14 protein-coding genes are annotated in these 20826 nt (G+C 44.9%); 6 read left to right on the top strand and 8 right to left on the bottom strand.

What is annotated here, in order from left to right; genetic code table 11:
- Window positions 1-24 precede the first annotated feature (24 nt).
- Window positions 25-552 carry a hypoxanthine phosphoribosyltransferase gene (gene hpt, locus AC1XUF_RS19965; protein WP_483343587.1) on the bottom strand — a complete coding sequence of 176 codons (528 nt, stop codon included), beginning with the start codon at window positions 550-552 and terminating at the stop codon, window positions 25-27.
- Between the two features lie 111 nt (window positions 553-663).
- Between hpt and AC1XUF_RS19960 the strand changes: the two genes are divergently transcribed.
- Complete coding sequence (locus tag AC1XUF_RS19960; protein WP_483343586.1) at window positions 664-1887, top strand: tetratricopeptide repeat protein; 1224 nt, start codon at window positions 664-666, stop codon at window positions 1885-1887.
- On the opposite strand, the gene AC1XUF_RS19955 is transcribed toward AC1XUF_RS19960, so the two are convergent.
- The 5 genes from AC1XUF_RS19955 to AC1XUF_RS19935 form a co-directional block, all read right to left on the bottom strand.
- Complete coding sequence (locus AC1XUF_RS19955; protein ID WP_483343585.1) at window positions 1888-3249, bottom strand: dipeptidase; 1362 nt, start codon at window positions 3247-3249, stop codon at window positions 1888-1890.
- Window positions 3250-3348: 99 nt separating this feature from the next.
- Entirely contained in the window at window positions 3349-4005 is a 657-nt protein-coding gene (plsY, locus tag AC1XUF_RS19950) for a glycerol-3-phosphate 1-O-acyltransferase PlsY (protein ID WP_483343584.1), read from the bottom strand.
- Between the two features lie 153 nt (window positions 4006-4158).
- Window positions 4159-8850, bottom strand: coding sequence for a hypothetical protein (locus AC1XUF_RS19945; RefSeq protein WP_483343583.1), 4692 nt, complete (start codon window positions 8848-8850; stop codon window positions 4159-4161).
- A 55-nt stretch (window positions 8851-8905) separates the two neighbouring features.
- On the bottom strand, window positions 8906-9739 hold the full coding sequence (gene prmA / locus AC1XUF_RS19940; protein WP_483343582.1) for a 50S ribosomal protein L11 methyltransferase: 834 nt from the start codon (window positions 9737-9739) through the stop codon (window positions 8906-8908).
- 117 nt (window positions 9740-9856) lie between these two features.
- The gene (locus AC1XUF_RS19935; RefSeq protein ID WP_483343581.1) at window positions 9857-11671 is read right to left on the bottom strand and encodes a glycosyltransferase; all 1815 of its coding nucleotides are present in this window, start codon (window positions 11669-11671) and stop codon (window positions 9857-9859) included.
- Between the two features lie 380 nt (window positions 11672-12051).
- Here AC1XUF_RS19935 and AC1XUF_RS19930 point away from each other — a divergent pair, with 380 nt between their 5' ends.
- Both AC1XUF_RS19930 and AC1XUF_RS19925 read left to right on the top strand, forming a co-directional pair.
- Window positions 12052-13569 carry a glycoside hydrolase family 10-like protein gene (locus AC1XUF_RS19930; protein ID WP_483343580.1) on the top strand — a complete coding sequence of 506 codons (1518 nt, stop codon included), beginning with the start codon at window positions 12052-12054 and terminating at the stop codon, window positions 13567-13569.
- Between the two features lies 1 nt (window position 13570).
- Window positions 13571-14788, top strand: a complete 1218-nt coding sequence (locus tag AC1XUF_RS19925) for an NADH-quinone oxidoreductase subunit D (protein WP_483343579.1) — start codon at window positions 13571-13573, stop codon at window positions 14786-14788.
- A gap of 140 nt (window positions 14789-14928) precedes the next feature.
- On the opposite strand, the gene AC1XUF_RS19920 is transcribed toward AC1XUF_RS19925, so the two are convergent.
- Both AC1XUF_RS19920 and AC1XUF_RS19915 read right to left on the bottom strand, forming a co-directional pair.
- Window positions 14929-15939, bottom strand: coding sequence for an aspartate-semialdehyde dehydrogenase (locus AC1XUF_RS19920; protein ID WP_483343607.1), 1011 nt, complete (start codon window positions 15937-15939; stop codon window positions 14929-14931).
- An 81-nt stretch (window positions 15940-16020) separates the two neighbouring features.
- A complete protein-coding gene (locus AC1XUF_RS19915; RefSeq protein ID WP_483343578.1) occupies window positions 16021-16611 on the bottom strand; it encodes a 5-formyltetrahydrofolate cyclo-ligase in 591 nt (196 codons plus the stop codon).
- Between the two features lie 153 nt (window positions 16612-16764).
- Here AC1XUF_RS19915 and AC1XUF_RS19910 point away from each other — a divergent pair, with 153 nt between their 5' ends.
- From AC1XUF_RS19910 to AC1XUF_RS19900, 3 genes are all read left to right on the top strand, one after another.
- Window positions 16765-17976, top strand: coding sequence for an NADP-dependent isocitrate dehydrogenase (locus AC1XUF_RS19910; RefSeq protein ID WP_483343577.1), 1212 nt, complete (start codon window positions 16765-16767; stop codon window positions 17974-17976).
- A 187-nt stretch (window positions 17977-18163) separates the two neighbouring features.
- Window positions 18164-19360, top strand: coding sequence for a BamA/TamA family outer membrane protein (locus tag AC1XUF_RS19905; RefSeq protein ID WP_483343576.1), 1197 nt, complete (start codon window positions 18164-18166; stop codon window positions 19358-19360).
- 104 nt (window positions 19361-19464) lie between these two features.
- A complete protein-coding gene (locus AC1XUF_RS19900) occupies window positions 19465-20694 on the top strand; it encodes a pyridoxal phosphate-dependent aminotransferase (RefSeq protein WP_483343575.1) in 1230 nt (409 codons plus the stop codon).
- The last annotated feature ends 132 nt before the right edge of the window (window positions 20695-20826 follow it).

Raw genomic sequence — 20826 nt, 5'->3', positions numbered from 1 at the left:
AGATTTGAATGAAGTAATTTTTGGTCAGGCCAGAACATATATCGAATCAAGATTACGGCCCATTCCATTGTAGTCGAGACCATAGCCGACAACAAATTTATTGTCAATTTCAAAACCCTTGTAGCGCATCTTGACGGGAGATTTTAGTGCTTCAGGTTTGTGGAGCAAGGTCGCGATTTCGAGCGATTTTGGGGACATGTCATTAATTTTATCTAGTAACTGTCTCATTGTTAGTCCTGTATCTACAATGTCTTCAATAATAACAACATCGCGATTTTCAAGACTTCTATCCAAACCAAGGATTTCTTTGACCTTACCGGTTGATTCTGTTTGTGCGTAGGACGAAAGCCGGATAAATGTAATTTCGCAGGATAAAGGGATTTTCTTGACCAGCTCACTGGCAAACAAAAAGGCGCCATTCAAAACCACCAGAAAAACAGGGCAACTTTCTTCATAATCCTTGCTGATAAGCGCTGCAAGCTCGGCTATGCGGGTTTCAATGTCTTCTTTTGAAATAAAAGGGACAAATGTTTTATCAAGAATGTGAATCATGTTTGGCGGTGTCGGCTTAATCTGGTCAATATTAACTCTTTTTTCAAAAACCGGGCCGGTGACAAACGTAAAATAAAAAACCCGCGTTAAATAGGACACATTACCCCTGCTATGAAAAGTATTATTAACACCATCATATCCTGTTGTTTAGCTGTAATTGTAATTCCAAAGGCTTCTGCTCAGCTGTATTCTTCTGCCGATCTGGATAAGAATTACGACATGATCCTCAAAAACCCGAGCGTGCAAATCGAGTCGACGGAGGCGATCAATATGCTTTATAATTACAAGTTCGCAGAAGCCGATGCCGAGTTCAGATGGCTCAAATACCGTTATCCGAAACACCCGATGCCCCACTTTCTGATGGGTCTGGCAGAATGGTGGAAGATCGTACCCAATACAGATGACGAATCCCACGACGACGCCTTTCTTGCCCAGATGGATTCGACCATTAACCTTGCCGAGGAGCTTTACGACAAAGAAAACAGTAAGGTAGAGCCGGCCTTTTTCCTTGCAGCGGCTTATGCATTCAAAGGCAGGCTGTATGCAGAACGTGAAAGCTGGGCGAAAGCTGCCATTGCGGGTAAAAGGTCTCTTAAATATTTTGAGCAATGCAAAGGAAACGGTGACCTTACACCAGAGCTACTTTTTGGCGATGGACTCTATAATTATTATGCGGAGTGGGTACCAAAAGAATATCCAATCCTAAAACCGATCCTGGCTCTTTTCCCCAAAGGCAATAAAAAGCTGGGAGAACAGCAGCTTGAGAAAGTGGGCAACAATGCATTTTATACCAGAGTGGAAGCCCGTTATTTTCTCCTGCAGATTTACAGCATGGAAAACGAGTACAGTAAGGCCTACGAAATGGCGAAGTATATGTGGCAGACGTTCCCAAATAATCCTTATTTTGAAAGGTATTTCTGCCGGACCGCTTTCGTTACAGGTAAAATGGTAGAAGCTGAGAAGGCTGCCCAAAATATCATTGACAAGATCAACCAGGGCATGCCCGGGTATGAGGGTGTAAGCGGGAGAAATGCTGCATATGTACTGGCTTACTACAACATGAATTATCACCGCGATTACGATGCTGCAAGCGGTTATTTTAAAAAGGCCATTGAATATTCGACTCAGACCAAATCAACGAATGCGGGATATTACCTTTCGTCATTGATTGGTTTGGGTAAAATCGCAGAGATCAACAAAGATTACGACGAAGCCCTGCGGTACTATAAGATCGCTCAGGATAAGGCGGATAAAAAGTCGAGCCAGGATAAAGAGGCAAAAGCTGCGATTGCTAATTTGAAGAAGATGAAGCGCGAGCAGCGGCGCAAGCGATGATCACTTCTTCAAGTTAGCGTAATGTTTGAAAAACAGTGGTATCGTTTCAATCCCCTTATAATAATTGAACAAGCCGTAACTTTCGTTGGGTGAATGTAGTGCGTCAATATCCAGTCCAAACCCCATCAATATACTTTTTCTTCCTAATTCCTGCTCGAAAAGCGCGACGATTGGAATACTGCCGCCGCCGCGGGTTGGAATAGGTTTTTTGCCAAAGGATTCTTCCATTGCCAGTTCGGCAGCCTTATATTCCACGGAATCGGTAGGGGTAACGTAAGGTAAGCCACCGTGATGCGGCGTCACTTTTACCTTCACGGAGGCCGGCGCTATGGATTCAAAATGTCTCGTAAATAGCTCGCAAATCGCATCGTCATTTTGGTTGGGTACCAGACGCATGGAGATTTTTGCATTTGCTTTGGAAGGTAGAACGGTCTTGGCCCCTTCGCCTATATATCCTCCCCAAATCCCATTTACATCCAAAGTTGGGCGGACAGAAGTTCTCTCAATGGTTGTATAACCTTTTTCTCCTGATACATCATCAATGGCAAGGTCCCTCTTATATTCTTCCAGATCAAATGGAGCAGCATTTAGTGCATCGCGCTGCTCGGTCGTCAAATCCTCAACTTCGTCGTAAAAACCCGGGATAGTAATGTGCCCATCTCTGTCTTTCAGCGAAGCGATCATTTCACAAAGTATATTGATCGGATTTGCAACGCCACCGCCGTACACGCCTGAATGCAAATCCCGATTGGCCCCTACGACTTCTACTTCAACATAAGTTAATCCGCGCAAACCGGTTTCGATGGAAGGAACATCATTGGCGATAATACTCGTGTCCGAGATCAGAATGGTGTCGCATTTGAGCATATCTTTATGATCTCTGACGAATGTGCCGAGATGGGAGGAGCCGATTTCTTCTTCGCCCTCGATCATGATCTTCACATTGCAAGCGAGGGAACCCGTCGCGATCATGGTTTCCAATGCCTTGATATGCATATAAAACTGGCCTTTGTCATCGCAGGAACCTCTTGCATAAATGCGGTCGTTTTTAATTACGGGCTCAAACGGTGGCGAATTCCAGAGCTCATACGGATCAGCCGGCTGCACATCGTAGTGTCCGTAAATCAGTACAGTAGGTAGAGCCGGATCGATCATTTTTTCACCATAAACAACAGGATGCCCTGCGGTTTCATAAATCTCAGCCCTGTCCGCTCCGGCCTTCAAAATGCTGTCTTTTACATATTCCGCAGCTTTTAACATATCATCTTTGAAATTGGAATCAGCGCTTACAGACGGAATTCTGAGCAAATCCAGCAGTTCATCAAGGAATCTGTCGCGGTTATCTTCAATATATTTGTTCATGTCTTAATGTTGTAGTCGAATTGGTCGAAAGGGAAGCCAAGATAAAAAATAACCCCTAAGGTCTGGCCTCAGGGGTTGCTATTTCTTAAAAAAAGAAGGTTACGAGTGACGGTTTGTTTTTGACCTGGCAAAAATGTTAACCCGGTTTTCGTTTCCATTGAGCAATCGTATAATATTCTTTTGATGCGTGAGTACGACCAGCAGGAACATCGTAAACCCGAAAACGACCAGCAACGGCTCCGGATGCCCAAATACGCCCAGCCAGGAAAGTACCGGAAAAGCCAGTGTCGCCAGGATTGAACTCAGCGACACATATTGAGAAGCAATCAGTGTCAGAATAAAGATGGTAATGCAAACCAATGCAAGCTCAGGATGTATTGCGAGCACCATACCCAGCAATGTCGCAATTCCTTTGCCCCCTTTGAAATTTACGAACACAGGAAAAATATGGCCAATGATAGCAACAATCCCGAAGAGTATTTTGTAGACGAGCAATTCTGTCTCGCCGATTTCATTCATGTAAAAAAGCATAGATGCCAGGCAGGTAGCTGTCCACCCTTTGAGCACGTCGATAAGCATGACGATAGTCCCTGCGCGTTTTCCTAAAACACGGAACGTATTGGTGGCGCCGGCATTTCCGCTTCCCTGCTTGCGAACATCAATCCCAAAGTATCCTATTCCGTACCACACTGAACTTGGGATGGATCCCAACAAATACGCTGCTATAATCGAAACTATTACTAAGACAATACTCATTTTGCACTATTCAATGATTAATTTAAATTTCGTTAAGTTTTTCTCAAAAATACAATACTTTAAGGATTTTGCAAGAAATAGTGGTGCAAAACTACGTTTATATATGCGCATTTTCAAATTGTAGCATAAAGTATTGCAATTCTTAAAATTAGATTAGAAACCTTCGGTTGGTTCCGCCTTTTTCTTTTTTTCTTCGGCAGGAGTGGTTACGGCTTTCTTTTTGGTCGTTGCTTTTACAAGCTTGGCCTTCTTCACTGCAGGCTGATAAAAATCATCAAAGCGGTTCACGAACATATCCTTCTCCTCACTTCCGATTGCAACCAGCGACATGTCTTTCGATTTTACATTCTTGGATTTTGCGGTGATCTGGTCATTAAAATCAATCTGCGAAGAAACCACGCCCAGTTCGCCTTGTTTCAGATCAAAATAGTACCAGATATCCGGTGAAGCCTGCAGGTAAAGGCTGAATTCGTCGCCTTCGACACCGCGACGAATTTCAAGCACGCCTTCCATTTGCGCATTCACGTTGTTTCTTCCAAAATGAGCAACTCCAATGGGCCCTTGAGAGTAGTAGGCGGCATGCGCAGCGGACCAGCGCAGGTTTACATTGGATAAGACCATCGGTACATCCAAAATCGGAGAAGCATCAAACAGCGGTTTGTAACCTGCGGCGGTTAATTTAGCATATGCATCCGTTGCTTTGGAGCCTATCAATGCAGACAATTTTTGCGTCAATTGCTCGAAGTCGTCATCCGCAGCAGTGCTGTTTTGTTCTTCAAGATTGGTCTCAACGATTTTTGCTACCAAAGGCTGAGCGATCGGTTCGAGTGCCGGCAGTTTCATCAGAAGCATTGCATTGAAGCCAAATTTCGCACTGTCTACCTGCACTTCCGCACTTCCAACCGTCTGCAGCCAGTCAGCTCCGGTAAGCTTGAATGCGCCGGCGAAAGTAGCCAGGCCGGTTTTATCATCAAATCGTAAAGAATTGGCTTCGTCGATCAATCCATCTGGTCCGGGTGGCGGAGTCACTTTAAACGCTTTGTTATCCTCATCGTAATTCAAAGCTCCCTGCGCCAGGTAAATATCTTCGTCACCGTCGGATTCTTTGGGTGAAAGAAAACTCATATACATTCCCCTGGCTTCATTATAATGCAATCCGACAGAAAGCGGTATTTCGTGCTCGTTTTTAAGGTCTTTGTTGATTTTGATGGCAATGGTTTCTCCGGGATTCTCTTTGTAAACAATCCAGGAACTCTGGAAATCTTTTCTGAATTTGATCACCGGCTTTACAAACCCGTCCAATTGCAGTGAAGGTTCGTAGGCGATCAGATTAATACCGCCTTTAAATTGAATGCGTGGAGAAAGGACCAAATTGTCGGTTTCTTTCACGTCGGCACGGGCAGTGGTGTAGTATTTTACGGGGGCCGCAGCCTGATTGTTATTGTTCCTTGACCTTTTTCCTTCGCTTGCGGCACCCATTTCCCTTAGCTCGAAATTCTGCATTTTAATATTGAAGGTATCCTTCCGGGCAGTAATATATTGGTAGGTCGCGGAGCCTTCAAAGTGGTTGCGGGAATCAATACGAATGTCGGCGTCGCGCATTCTATGGGAGACATTCAAAGTATCGATTTCAATGCGGGCTTTTTTCAGGGGAGCGATTTTTCCTTTGCTGTCTACACTCACATACCCTTTGTCGGGAATAATCTTTACGTCGGCGGTTTGAATAAACGGCACTCCCTTGATGTTAAGCGAAACCTTTTCGATGTCGTACAGTGCTTCCGTACCGTTAAAAGTAAGCCCTTCCTGGTCCGGATCTGTGGAAGTATAAGATGAAGTTTCACCGATACCTTTCATTAAAATCGTTTTTTTCAGCATATCCCACTTCGCGCTTCCAATCAAAGTCTGGTACGAAGCCGTGGGTATCTGCATACCGGACGAATCATTTCCAAAGCCTGTTTCATCCGTAAGGAAATTGGCGATGCCGGTTTTGAAATTGAAATCAACATTGACGTTATTGCCTGTCAGAAGCTTTTTGGTCGACTTAACATCGCTGCTGTTGATCGCAAATGAAGACCTGTTTGCCAGAAACCCGTCCTTGTTGAATTTAATGTCTGCAGAAGAAAGCTCGGAGTCGGCCCTTTTTAATTTGCCATTTCCATATAATCCTGTCGAACGCATCAGCAGGCTGCCTTCCAGATTTGTTGTTCCTTTATAGAATGAGAATGACTTGCCCGTTGTATTGATAAACATGCTGTCTGCGTTGGGGTACCATTTCAATGCATAGTCTTTCAGTTCAACGGCAGGGAAGTAGCCTTTGCCGATGGTCGCTTCTTTAATGCTCGCCACATCTCCGGAGGCCATGAGCGAGTCGGATGTGAGCAGCACATTCTTCGCAGTCATGGACGCAGACATGTATTTCAAAACGGCTTTTGAATGCAAACCACTGTTATCCATCGTCAAGGTATCGGTAAATCGCGCCAGGGCTTTTCCGTCATAAAGTTTGATATCCGTAACCGGCGGCTTATAATCGAAGCCAAGCGAGTTATCAGGCATGCTTTTCAAGATAGTCTGGATAGGAGGGATGATGCCATTGGAATTGAAGGTTCCTTCGAAAATCACATCACGCTTGTCCAGGCCATCCATATCTATTTTAGGGATTTTGAAAAAAACCTCGCGCGGATACAACACGGTACCACGCTCAGGCTGATCGAAAAATACGGTCATGCCGCTTTCGACCACCAAACGCGGCGATTTCTTAATCCCTTTCTGGATACCCGACTTGTTTTTCGGATCACTTAAGTAAAAGGTCCCTCCTTTGTCGTACTTCACGTGACCGCCTACTTCTCCCTGTTGCCCTTTGGCGAATTTTTCTCTTGGCGTAAATGTGATCGAATCGGACGGTGCTACATTAACGAAGAACTGGTTATAGTCAAATTTGATGTTCTGGCCACGAAACTGGTAATTGGAAGCGACCATTTGGCCATTTAATGTAAAGTTCCTGTTTTTGCCTATCACGAGCTTTTTGTCCGAAGGGGTTGCATATATTTTCAGGGAATCGCTGACAATAAATCTCGATACACCCAATACGGTAAGCAATGTGTCGGGCAGGTAGATTGTCGCATTTGCAATTTCTTCATTGGCGGTATATTGGGACGAAACCTGAAAGTTGTCATAATCCGCTTTATCCAGATTGGCGAGCACATACAAAACACCTTTTTTGCTTAATGCAAACTCATCTGTTGTTTTGTTATAAACAAAATAGCCATCCAGGGCCAGCCGCTGCAATGCGTTGCGCAGGATTTTAGGATTTTGCTTGAAATGCGTGGCCAGCTCCTCAGCCAGAAATGCAGACTTTTTGGTTGTCTGCACATAATTGGCAGCCATATTAAGTGGCTGAGAACCATATTCCTTTGCAATTTCCCTGAACCGTTCCTTTTTGAAGAAATCCTGGGATTCCAATCTTACGGGAACAACCGTTTTTCCGTCAATCCGCAAAAACTCAACCTTTTCGGTCGGAAACCGCCATCGCATCGCTTGCGACCAGATATTCATTTTGTGATAAGTGTCCTGGTAGGGCAGGGGCGCATAATCTGTCTTTTCGGCTCGTCCTAATTTGACCAGTCCTTCATCATCATTGTATTTAAAGGTAATGCCGGGATGAAACAATGAATCGCTGCCCAACGGCATTGTATACGAGGCAAACAAAGACGAAATCACAGAATCTTTGAGAACGAATTTCTTGCTTTGCGCAGTAAATGCGAGCTTATCCTTGTACTTGACCTTGATGGTGGAGGGCAACTCACTCAGTGAAGAACTGTACATTTCTTTACCGATCAATGCAAAACCACCTTTGTAATCGATGTTTTTCCTGGATTCTTTCAGCCGGGCGTCAATACCATTGGACACAAACCGGGGATAAGGCGCAGCTTGTCCTCTGGCTTTTTTCACACCGCGATACTCCAGCGTACCCTTGATGGGCGCCGCCAATTGCTGATCATCATGGAGCGTAACATTTTCCGCCAGTAGCTTTGGCTGACTGATGTTGAAGGAATAGCGATCGAGATCTGCGTAAATGGACGAATCTCCGGCCGCCTGCCAGTTGAACTTCCCGTTTTTACCCACAAAAATGCCGCTCTGGAGAGATATGCTCCCATTTGTGGGCCCGAAAACAACAGAATCACTGCCTGTTACCATTGCAAAAGTTGCGTTTTGCAGATCCAGCAGCGCTCCTGAAATAATGGGAAGGGGATTAGATTTGGGGGTGATTACGAAATTGGTATCGACAGGCGTATCCCAGCTGTCGTTCCCGGCTGCTACGTTGGCTTCAGCATTCGCTTTTTCAGCATTGGTGGTGTCGAAACGATATTGATAAGTCCCTTCAAGCAGGTACAGCGAATTGTAATTGGCCGAGTACAGCTTGCGCGTTTCATTGAGGATCCTGATTGTTTCAAATATCTTTTGCAGTGTTTTGCCGTCGGACTTCTCTCCTGCGCTTGAAGCCAGATTGAGAAAACCGTCCAGATTTTCTGGCGATTGTTTTGCGTAAAAATGGGCATTACGCGTAATTAAGTACAATACTGGCCCCGCTTTTTGTCCTTTTGCTACCTGCGTTTTTACAATTGAAGTAAACTTCATCTGCTGGGCAGTGTTGAAAGAGGACATCCAGATGCTGTCCAGCTGAGCTACCGATCGCATATACTGTGCATTGCGGCTGCCGTCCATCATCTTTTTAAATTGCGTCATGAACTGGGTGGGCTCGTCCGGCAATTTCAGATTTTGGGACATTGCATGCTTTCCAAGCAGCATGAAGCAATAAAGGAGTATAGTAAAGCGAATTATTTTCATGTGTCTAGCTATTGGCGGTTAGCTGCTGGCTTCGATTTGCGAAGCTTACTATGGATCAGATTTTCTCAAATACAACGCAAGCCCATTGATTTCGCGTATTTGACCTTAGTTTCCTTAGGCTGTTTTTGAAAGCGCAGTTCTCAATATCAACTTGATCGGCCTCGTAGAAGCCACTGGTAACCAGCCATCCGCCAGGCTTTAAGTGATTAACATATTTGGGTATTTCACTGAGCAGGATATTCCGGTTGATATTAGCCAGGACCCCGCCGAATATTTTTTCCTTTTGAACCTTGTCAATGGTTCCTTGGAAAACCTCGGTTTCAGCAGATAATTCGTTCATTTCAAAATTTTCAACAGTATTTTCAACGGCCCACTCGTCTATATCAAAACCCAGTAAACTTGCTGCTCCCAGTTTTGCGGCCAAAACAGACAAAATCCCGGTGCCGCACCCCACGTCCATTACTGCCAGGCCTGCATGCGGAAGGCTCAGTTGCTCGTTCATGACCAGCCACGTCGTTTCGTGATGCCCGGTGCCAAACGACATTTTAGGCTGAATCAGCAAATCATATGTAAAAGAAGGGTCGGGTTCGTGAAAGGTTGCTCTTACCCGGATTTTATTGCCGACTTCTATCGGCTCGTAGCTCTTTTCCCACTCCTCGTTCCAATTCCTTTTTTCTAACGATTTCCAGCACACTGCTATTGTCGTTAAATTGAGGTATTTGGCCGTCAGGTTCTCCAATTCACTTTGATTAAAATCGCTTTCCTGAATGTAAGCCAGCAAACCCTCGTCCGTTTCCACAAAAGACTCGAAGCCTGCCTCACCCAACTCAGCCATGATTATTTCGGAAAAGTCGGGTTCTACTTTTAATTCTACCTCTATGTAGTTCATTTTGATGCCTGCTTAAATAAAAATAATACCGTTAATTTAAAATCGAATTTTAAATTAACGGTATTATTTTGAATCCGGGGTCGGATCGTGGTTATTAGCCGATTTATAAAGCCAAATTTATGGTTTCTTGCGCTTATTGGCCAGATCATGTGCAGTATCATAATACGACCGCAAATTCGTCCAGTCAAAGACATCGGATATATTTTCAACCCTGTTCCGTTGCATAATCCGGTCACGGCGCTGCATTCTGACAAATTTGAAAAGAATATCGGCCAGTTGATCGGCTGCCTGGGAGAAGGTCTGTGATTTTCTGTTGATCACATAAATACCCCGGTTTTCATAGTCACGCATAATCTGCATGATATAATCCCCGAAACCGGATAAATCGCTGGTCACCGTAGGAACTCCCCGGACAACACATTCGAGCGGGGTATAGCCCCAGGGCTCGTAGTAGCTAGGGAAAACGCCTAAATGGCAACCGCGAACAAACTGGCCATAGTCGAGCCCGAAAAGGGGATTGGTAGAAGAAATGAAATCAGGGTGGTAAACGATTTTCACGCGGTCCCTTTCATTATTAACGAGATTGGCCCTTTTGCAAAAATCGGTAATGCCATCCTCCTCTTTCAAATCGTGCGTAACAAAGGCAGGAAGCTTGTCGGTTTTCCAGCTTTGTATAGTCCTTCTTAGCCGGAGACGCCAATACTCATCCACGAAGTTGTTCAGATCCGGCATTTTATGGTCCGTTCCCGAAGCGGCTGCAAGGAATAGCTTTTCACCAACCTCTTTTTCGATGGCGCGGCAGGTTTCCTGTAATTCGTTCAAGACAGCCCGCGATTGAAGTACGTCGGGATTTACTGAATAATAGGGTTGTTTGGTGACGATGAACATCACTACCGTCATATCCATATTGGCTTGCACCATTTTCCAGTTCAAACGGGCAAGTGCTTCCAGGGTCAGGTCATAACCCTTGTTGCTATATTCGTAGCGGCCAGAAGTAAAGAAGTACAGCGTTTTATCCAGATCAAAGGAATAACTGGGGAAGAAATGGCCCAGGACAAATTCGTGAATCCTTTCTTTATGCTTCAAATGGAGGTTTTGAAATTCATGAACAGCCTGGAAGCGGACTACATTGAGTCCGTTCGGTGTCACCAGGTCAGGCATTCTTCCCAGGAACACTTCACACTCACGGGCAGTAACATCACTCACCGTAGTGAGTACGTGCGCGCTGAGCGCCGCCTGTCTTTCGACCGAGCATTGGGCCAGGATCCCATAATTTTTGGCTTCCTGCTCCCAGTCAAAGAACGGCAGCTTGTTGTAAAAGCCCGAAACATTCTGGGCGAGGTAACGGCCCAGCATGGTGGCGTGGGTGGTAAATGTCATTGCCACTTTCACATTGTCACGTTTCAGGTCGGGGAGTCCGCTGCTCGCCATCCATTCGTGAAATTGGGCTGAAATGTCCTCGCGCTTTGCATTTTCTTCGGCATATTCTTTGAGGAATATCCGGACCAATTCACCGAAGCAAAGGGTTTGGTTAACAAGCGGTTCAACATTGATGGTGGGAATCCGGCTTCGTTCCCATAGGTTAAATTTGATCGTGTCCAGTTCGTGGGCGATACTTGGCAGATCAAAAAGGATTACCCGTGGTTTTCCGGTAACGAGCCAATAGCCGTAATAAACAGTATAGCCCATATCCCTCATTCTCCTCACAACCCTGCCAGCGGGGGAGTCTTCGAGATCAGTGATTAATTCAAATTCGGATGATGCTTTTTTCTCGAAATAAGGACCCAGTAAAAAGTAGTTTTCATCCCACTTTTCCACCATAGCAGGGACCTTGGTTCTTATAACAGTGTATATTCCTCCAACTTGATTACAAACCTCCCATGCAATTTCAAACAGGACGTTTTTCTTTGTGGTTTTAACAAAAGGTTCCAAAATGGGATGTATGTTTAAACGTTACTGGCGGCATTTATAAAGATTGATGTTTCCGTTAAATCACAAAAATCCTTGTAATTACACAATAAATATGCAGAAAAATTATTCACAATTACAATAGTATGTTGTTTGTCTGCCCCCCTCCCTCAACGGCAATTCCCGTCACTTTTAACTTAAAATATGAAAAAGTCAAGAATGCCCAGAAAAGTGTCAGGCTTTTCCATGGGGTTGAATCAGACCTTGATTACATGAATTTAAGTCGCTTCTCGGCTAACTTTGTTTCAAATTACGTTACTTTGATCGGATTAACATTTTGCATTGGTTAGATAGTGAAAAAATTTAAAATAGTTGCGCTTTCCTTTATAATCGTGATGTTTTTAATGGAAAGTTGCATCGCTCAGACCGCTGAAACAGAAATTTTATTGCCTCCTAAAAGAGAATTCAGAGCGGTTTGGATAGCTACTGTTGACAACATAGACTGGCCGAGCAGTAAAAATCTTATTCCAGAGGAACAGCAGGAGGAGTTCTCAAATCTTCTCGATTTTCATAAAAAAGTGGGTATGAATGCGGTCTTCGTGCAAGTCCGTGCAGCGGGGGACGCTTTCTATGCCAAAAGTCCCGAACCCTGGTCGGAATGGCTTACCGGACGCCAGGGTAAGCGGCCTGACCCGATGTGGGATCCATTGGATTTCATGATCGTCGAAGCGCACAAACGGGGCCTCGAATTCCATGCGTGGCTCAATCTGAACCGCCTCGTTCATAAATCTTCAACCAGTGTATCGTCCGAAAATATCAGCCGCATTCATCCCGAATGGATTTTGACCTATGACGGATATAAACTGTTTGATTTCGGCCTTCCGGAAGTGAGACAGTTTATTACGGATATGACGGTCAATGTGGCCCGAAATTACGATGTGGATGGAATCCATTTTGATGATTATTTCTACCCCTATGCTTCTCCGGGCCAGATTATCCAGGATGATGCAACTTTCAAAAAATATGCGGACGGATACACCAATAAGGCGGACTGGCGCAGGCATAATGTGGATCTCCTGGTAAAACAGATCCATGACGGCCTAGAAGCTGTAAAGCCCAAACTGAAATTTGGCATAAGCCCTTTCGGAGTTTGGAGGAATAAGGACAGGGATGCGGAAGGATCAAAAACATTCGGTGCATTGGCATCCTATGACGATCTTTTTGCCGATAGCCGCAAATGGGTGAAAGAGGGGTGGGTGGATTACATTGCACCGCAGATCTATTTTTCATCCGGTTTTGCAAGAGTACCTTATAAGAACATGATCGACTGGTGGACCGAGAATTCCTTTGAAAGACATTTGTACGTTGGCATTGGTGCCTACCGTGTGGGGTATAAAGACAAGGATACACACTGGTCCAATCCTGTGGAGGTACCCAATCAGATCCGGTATTTCAGGGAAAGTGAAACAGACGGAGCTATCTTTTTCAGCTCCAGATCGCTTAAGGCCAATAGCCTGGGCTTTGTGGATTCATTACGGAGAGATTTTTTCCGTTATCCTGCGCTGGTTCCTACCATGCCGTGGAAGGATAAGGTTCCACCACTTTCACCGAAAAGCCTCAAAGCAACGTTGTTATCCAAGGGTTTGGAGCTGGTCTGGGATAAACCCGACGAAGCCTCAGACGGAGACCTGGCCTGGTATTATGTTATTTACCGATTTTCTGCGGATGAAAAAGCAACTGCACACGACCCAAGACGAATCATAGGGATGTGTTATGAAGGAGAAAAATTTGTTGATGTGTCTGCGGAATCCGGAAGGAGATATGTATACTATGTTACCGCAGTTGACAGGCTGCATAATGAAGGAAGGCCGATTGGTCCGCTGAAGGTTGAAGTTCACGATCAGAAATTAGTCAGATTTTAAGATGAGCAATGCGATACAATACGAGTACAAACCAGAGTACCTGACCGTTTCTGTACCTACGAAATATACCGCTGAAAACCTTCGTACTGAGGAAATGGTTCTTAATATGGGGCCGCAACATCCTTCTACTCACGGAGTTCTGAGATTGGAGGTGGTTACTGACGGAGAAGTGGTCGTCGACGTGGTGCCCCATTTAGGTTATCTGCACAGATGTTTTGAAAAGCACGCGGAGGCGCTTCCATTCAACCAGATTATCCCTTATGTCGACAGGATGGATTACGTGGCGGCAATGAACTCCGAGCACGCATATGTAATGGGTGTTGAACGGATGCTGGGTATCGAAAACGATATTCCAAAACGGATCGAGTATATCCGCGTCGTTGTTGCAGAATTGAATCGGCTGGCCTCTCACTTTGTAGCGCTGGGGACTTATGCAATGGATATTGGCGCTTATACTCCGTTTTTGTGGATGATGCGTGACCGGGAACAGATCCTGCGTCTGCTGGAATGGACTTGCGGGGCAAGAATGCTTTACAATTACGTTTGGATCGGAGGGCTTTTCTATGATTTACCGGTGGGCTTCGAAGAGAGATGTCTGGAATTCATCAAGTATCTGAAGCCGAAACTGATCGAATTGCAGCAACTGGTGGTCGATAACAAAATATTTATTCAGCGAACAGCCCATGTAGGTGTGCTGCCTTTGCCGGTCGCGATTAACTACGGTTGTACCGGACCCATGCTGAGGGGCTCTGGATTACGATACGATCTTCGAAAAGTAGACGGATATTCTGTTTATCCAGAACTGGATTTCGAGATACCTGCCGGTGAAGGCAAAATGGGTACGGTAGGCGACTGCTGGGACCGAACCTGGGTGCGTGTTGTTGAATGCTGGGAATCGGTGAAACTCATCGAACAATGCATCATCCAGCTGACCGGTGATTACAAAAGAACGCGCGACTTCGATCCGCAGGCAATGGTCCCCAAAAAGATTCGGCCCAAAGCGATGGACTTTTATGTTCGGGCAGAAAATCCCAAGGGAGAGCTAGGTTTTTATTTCAGAACGGATGGACGTTCGGATATTCCCGTCCGCTGCAAGGCAAGAGCCTGCTCGTTCAATAACCTTTCGGTCATTGGTGAAATGTCAAAAGGCGCGCTCCTGGCGGACTTGGTGGCGATAATCGGCTCGATTGATGTGGTAATGGGAGAGGTGGACAGGTGAGGTTCTTCCTTCACCTCAAACCCCAAAAGGGCTTCATTTCGTACCTGCTAAGAAGTAGAAGTTCCCTTTAAGAGATCAGGGAAAAGAAAAAGAGAGAGCCACTTTTCAGTAACTCTCTCTGCCTATCTTAGTCTCAAACACTAAACTTCCTGTGCAACGCCTACCAGATCATGTTTTGCCAGAAACTCTGCGATCTGAATGGCGTTGGTTGCTGCGCCTTTTCTCAGGTTATCGGCTACGATCCACAAGTTCAGCGTTTTGGGCTGTGACTCGTCGCGACGGATGCGGCCGACGAAGGTTTCATCTTTTCCATGCGCCGTCAGTGGCATTGGATACAGCGCGTTTTTGGGATCGTCCTGCAAAATCACGCCCTCAGACTCACTTAGTAGCTGACGAACTTCGTCCAGGTCAAACTCATTTTCGAACTCAATATTAACTGCTTCTGAATGACCTCCAATTGTGGGGATGCGAACGGTTGTGGCTGTTACCGCAATGCTATCGTCACCCATGATTTTCTTGGTTTCATTCGTCATTTTCATTTCTTCTTTGGTATAACCATTGTCGAGGAACACATCGATATGCGGTAACACATTCAGGTCGATCTGGTGCGGATACACTTTGCCTTTGCTGTGGTCACCGGCACGTTCTGCAAAAAGCTGGTCTACTGCTGCTTTACCCGTCCCCGTTACCGACTGATAGGTGGACACTACAACGCGTTTGATCTTATATTTTTTGTGCAAGGGATTCAGAACCACTACCATTTGAATGGTTGAGCAGTTTGGGTTTGCGATAATCTTGTCTTCTTTGGTTAGTTCACCTGCATTAATTTCAGGAACTACCAGTTTTTTTGTTGGGTCCATTCTCCATGCAGAAGAATTGTCGATAACTGTAATTCCTGCTTCTGCAAATTTTGGTGCAAGTGCAAGTGATGTCCCGCCGCCTGCCGAAAATATCGCAATTTCAGGTTTGGCTGCGATCGCGTCCTCAAATCCGATCACCTTTATCTGTTTACCCTTGAATGTAACTTCCTTGCCAACAGATTTTTCTGATGCAACGGCCAATAATTCCGTTACCGGGAAATTACGCTCTTCGAGCACTTTGAGGATTTCGCCGCCCACCAAACCGGTAGCGCCTACTACTGCGATTTTCATTCTTGCATTGTGATTAAAATGGATAATAATGATTTTCATTTTGCCGGACAGGCAAAAAGTGCCGCAAATTTACAACGAAATTTAGAATTGATAAATATATTCAGGTGTAACACACATATTTAACGGAACATCATATTCATCCAAGTCACTTATTTCCTCAATGGGTTCAAAAAAGGACAAGCCGATTTTAAGTACGTCATTAGTGCATTTTTCCAGAAAACGGTCATAATAGCCCCCTCCATACCCCACCCGGAAACCTTTTTTATCAAAAACCAAAAGTGGGATCAACACAATATCAACCAGCGCTTCATCTACCTTTTCAGAGGTGCCGGGATTAGGTTCCTGTATCTTCCAGCTGTTTAACCGAAGCTCTGTTTGCGGGGTTAATATGTAATGTTCCATTTCACGGGAGCCCGGAATGATGTACGGGACCACGGTTCTGGTGGTGGGTAAATACTTCCATATCCAATGGATTATTTTCCATGTATCTACCTCATTGTTAGTTGAATGAGGTAAAAAAGTGTGGATTGTGCCGGGCTGGATTTTGGCAAAAATGTTTGTGATGACACTGGAAATGACATCGTTTTTAGCTTCAATTTCGCCTGTGACCAAAGCCAGGCGTTTCTCTAAATATTGCTGCCTTAGATCGGCTTTTGTGATCATCTGATTCATGATTTGTATGCAAGCAATATCGTCATTTAACCCAATGCTCCCAACTCCCAACATTAAGTCCAACTTATCCAGCCTATTTTTCAGCTTTTAGCCGATTGTTCGTACTTTCACGGTTTGATTTCAAAATCTTTAACTATCGTATAGAATTAGGACATGAGCAAAATTAAAGTTGACAATCCGGTCGTGGAACTGGATGGCGATGAAATGACCCGGATCATCTGGAAGTTTATCAAAGAAAAACTCATTTTACCGTATCTGGATGTAGATATTAAATACTACGATTTGGGTGTAGAATACCGTGATGAGACCAACGACCAGGTTACAATCGATGCTGCCAATGCGATTAAAGAATATGGTGTGGGTATCAAATGTGCAACCATTACACCGGACGAGGACCGCGTTACAGAATTTAATCTGAAACAAATGTGGAAATCTCCGAACGGAACAATCCGTAACATCCTGGATGGTACTGTTTTCCGTGAGCCGATTGTTATGAGTAACGTTCCGCGTCTCGTAACCAACTGGACTGCACCTATAATCGTTGGACGTCACGCTTTTGGCGACCAGTATAAAGCGACGGATTTCGTGGTGCCTGGTAAAGGCAAGCTGACCATCAAATTCGAAGGAGAGGATGGGCAAGTGATTGAGCATGAGGTGTATCAGTTTAAAGGTCCAGGTGTTGCGATGGGGATGTACAATATCGACGAATCGATCCGTGGATTTGCACGTGCCTGCTTCAATGTGGCATTGGATAAGGGCTGGCCTTTGTACCTGTCTACAAAAAATACGATTCTTAAAAAGTACGACGGTCGTTTCAAGGATATCTTCCAAGAAGTTTACGATCAGGAATACGCAGGCAAAGTGCATTATGAGCACCGTCTGATCGATGACATGGTTGCATCTGCCTTGAAATGGAATGGTAACTTTGTTTGGGCTTGTAAAAATTATGATGGCGACGTTCAATCGGATACCGTCGCGCAAGGTTTCGGTTCGTTGGGTCTAATGACTTCCGTTTTGGTTACACCAGATGGCAAAACCATGGAAGCGGAAGCAGCGCACGGCACTGTTACCCGCCACTACCGCGAGCACCAAAAAGGAAAACCAACTTCTACCAATCCAATCGCTTCTATTTTTGCATGGACACGCGGCCTTGCGTTCCGCGGAAAGCTGGACGGTAACCAACCATTGATCGATTTCTGTCTCGCTTTGGAAAAAGTGTGTATCGAAACCGTGGAAAGTGGCCAGATGACCAAGGATTTAGCAGTTGGTATCTATGGAAATGACGTGAAACATGGCGAGCATTACCTATATACAGAGGAATTCCTTGAAGCTATTGATACGAATCTGAAAGCTTCTTTGGCATAAATAGAATAAATTGTTGAAAGCGACCTGGTTTCTTGCGGAATCAGGTCGCTTTGTTGTTTCCGGGTATCATTTTAGTATTGTAAAGTCAGTACTAAAATATAATCACGGACGCTAATTGGAATTCAGGAATTTAGGTATATCATTTTTATCCATCTTTTTGATCATCAAAGGTCTACAAGGAAATGGCATGCCCTTAGAGACACAAGTTGAAATGATACAGAACGCGGATACAATTCGTCAGCAGGTGCCGATAGCAGATACAACCCTCAAACCGGTGCCACTGAAAGACATCATAGACGTTCTTAAACAAATCGGAAAAAAGAACAGGCAGGATTCTGTTAAAAGTGATACTGCGTTAAAAGTCGGGAAAATATTGTTTTCGATCGTCCCCGCATTTGGTTACACCTTATCTTCAGGGTTTATTGGATCTATTAATGTAAATACTGCATTTTATTCCAGTAACCCACAGAAAACAAGGATTTCGAGCATTACAACCAATTTCATTTACACGCAGTACAAGCAGATCACTGTTCCTCTGCAAGCCAGCATCTGGACACGCAATAATGATTATAACTTCCTGATAGACTGGCGTTATTTTAAGTACCCTCAAGATACCTACGGTCTCGGGCCGGATAGCAAAATAAGTAACGCCGCACAGATAGACTATTCACATTTGCGTTTGCACCAAACGGTTTTGAAAAAGATCGGGGATTCTTTTTTTGTGGGTGCAGGGTACTTCTACGATTATAGATGGAAAATAAAGCAGGAGGATAAAAATGACGATGTTCAGAAATACGGCCTAACGCCAAAATCCACATCTGCTGGCCCGGTGGCTACTTTTTTGTACGATAGCAGGACAAATTCCATCAATCCGCTGAGGGGTTTCTATGCAAGTGCGCAATATAGATCGAGCCTTAAGTTACTTAATAGTACAGCCAACTGGCAGTCCGTCATTGTAGATATCCGTAAGTACTTCAACCTGCCTCAGGGAAGTCAGAATACCCTGGCGTTTTGGAATTATAACTGGCTTACCGTAGATGGAAAACCTCCTTATTTAGACTTACCAAGTACTGGCTGGGACCCTACCAATAATATTGGCAGAGGTTACATTCAGGGGCGTTTCCGGAGCCCGAGGCTTCTATATTTTGAGTCGGAGTATCGTTTTGCGCTGACCCGCAATGGTTTGCTCGGGGCCGTTATTTTTGGAAATGCCCAAAGCGTGTCCAATTGGCCTGCAAACAATTTTACAAAAGTCGCCCCTGGCGGAGGAGTGGGTTTGCGGATTAAAGTCAACAAGAAGTCGCGCACCAATGTTGCGATTGATTACGGTTTCGGGATGAAGGGATCAAGGGGGTTATTTGTGAATCTTGGCGAGGTCTTTTGATAAATCTTAATTGCATTCCATGATCAAAGTGTAAAAACCTGTACCTTTGCGGGCAATTTGTTGATACCGATAGCAGTACCTTCTTTAACTAAATTTTTATTGCAATGTCCGCAGTAGCAGAGCAAGCCCAAACGGGAACACGGTTGTTGGCCGACCGTATCAATGCCCTCGAAGAATCTTCGACACTGGCGATGACCAAAATGGCCCGCGAATTGGCTGCCCAAGGCCATAAAGTAATCAGTCTGAGCGTGGGAGAGCCAGACTTCAAAACGCCCGCACATATTTGTGAGGCTGCCAAGAAGGCCATCGATGATGGTTTTCATGGATATTCCCCGGTCGCAGGTTATCCTGATCTGCGTAAAGCTATTGCCGACAAATTAAAGCGTGATAATCATATAGACTGGAAACCCGAAAATATCGTGGTTTCGACAGGTGCAAAACATTCTCTGGCGAATGTAATCCAGGTTCTGATCAACCCAGGCGACGAGGTAATCATCTTTGCGCCATATTGGGTGAGTTATTCAGAAATGGTGAAACTGGCGGAAGGAAAGTCAGTGGTGGTCAACGGGGCTTTTGACAACGATTTCAAAGTGACGGCGGAGCAACTGGAGGCGGCAATAACACCGCGTACCAAAATTGTAATGTATGCTTCTCCAAATAACCCAACAGGCGCTGTATACACAGAAAAAGAATTAAGAGAAATCGCGGCTGTCTTGGAAAAACACGACGACATATTCGTACTCGCCGACGAAATCTATGAATATATCAATTTCACTGATGAGGGCCACTTCAGTATCGGTTCTATCCCCGAATTGAAAGACCGTGTGATAACAGTAAACGGAGTTGCGAAAGGCTATGCAATGACCGGCTGGCGTATCGGGTTTATAGCGGCGGCGAAGTGGATTGCCGATGGGGTTGAGAAATTACAGGGACAGGTTACGTCCGGGACAAACTCAATTGCTCAGAAAGCCGCGACAGCAGCCTTCAACGGCCCGATGGAGCCGACCATCGAAATGTCAAAAGCATATCAACGCCGCCGTGATTTGGTTGTTGGTTTGTTGAAAGAGATCCCAGGGTTCAAGGTAAATGTACCCCAAGGCGCATTCTACGCTTTTCCGGATGTGAGCTATTATTTCGGAAAATCTGATGGAACTACCACCATCAATAACTCAGATGATTTTTCAAACTGGCTATTGAATAAATCTTTCGTTTCTACCGTTGCGGGCTCGGGTTTTGGTGCCCCTGATTGTATCCGGATATCGACTGCCGCAGCTGATGAAGCATTGGTTGAAGCAGTTGAACGTATTAAGACAGCGGTCGCAACTTTAAAATAAAGTATATTGAAATCTTAAAAGCCTCATAGGTGTTACCTGTGAGGCTTTTGCATTCATTTCATTTATACAAAACATTTATATATCCTGCAAATCAGGATATTTTCGTCGATAAAGTTTACTAATAGCCAGGCG

It is taken from the genome of Dyadobacter sp. HNCC25DJ185 (genome assembly GCF_056895195.1).
This window is presented reverse-complemented; position numbering and strand designations above follow the sequence as displayed.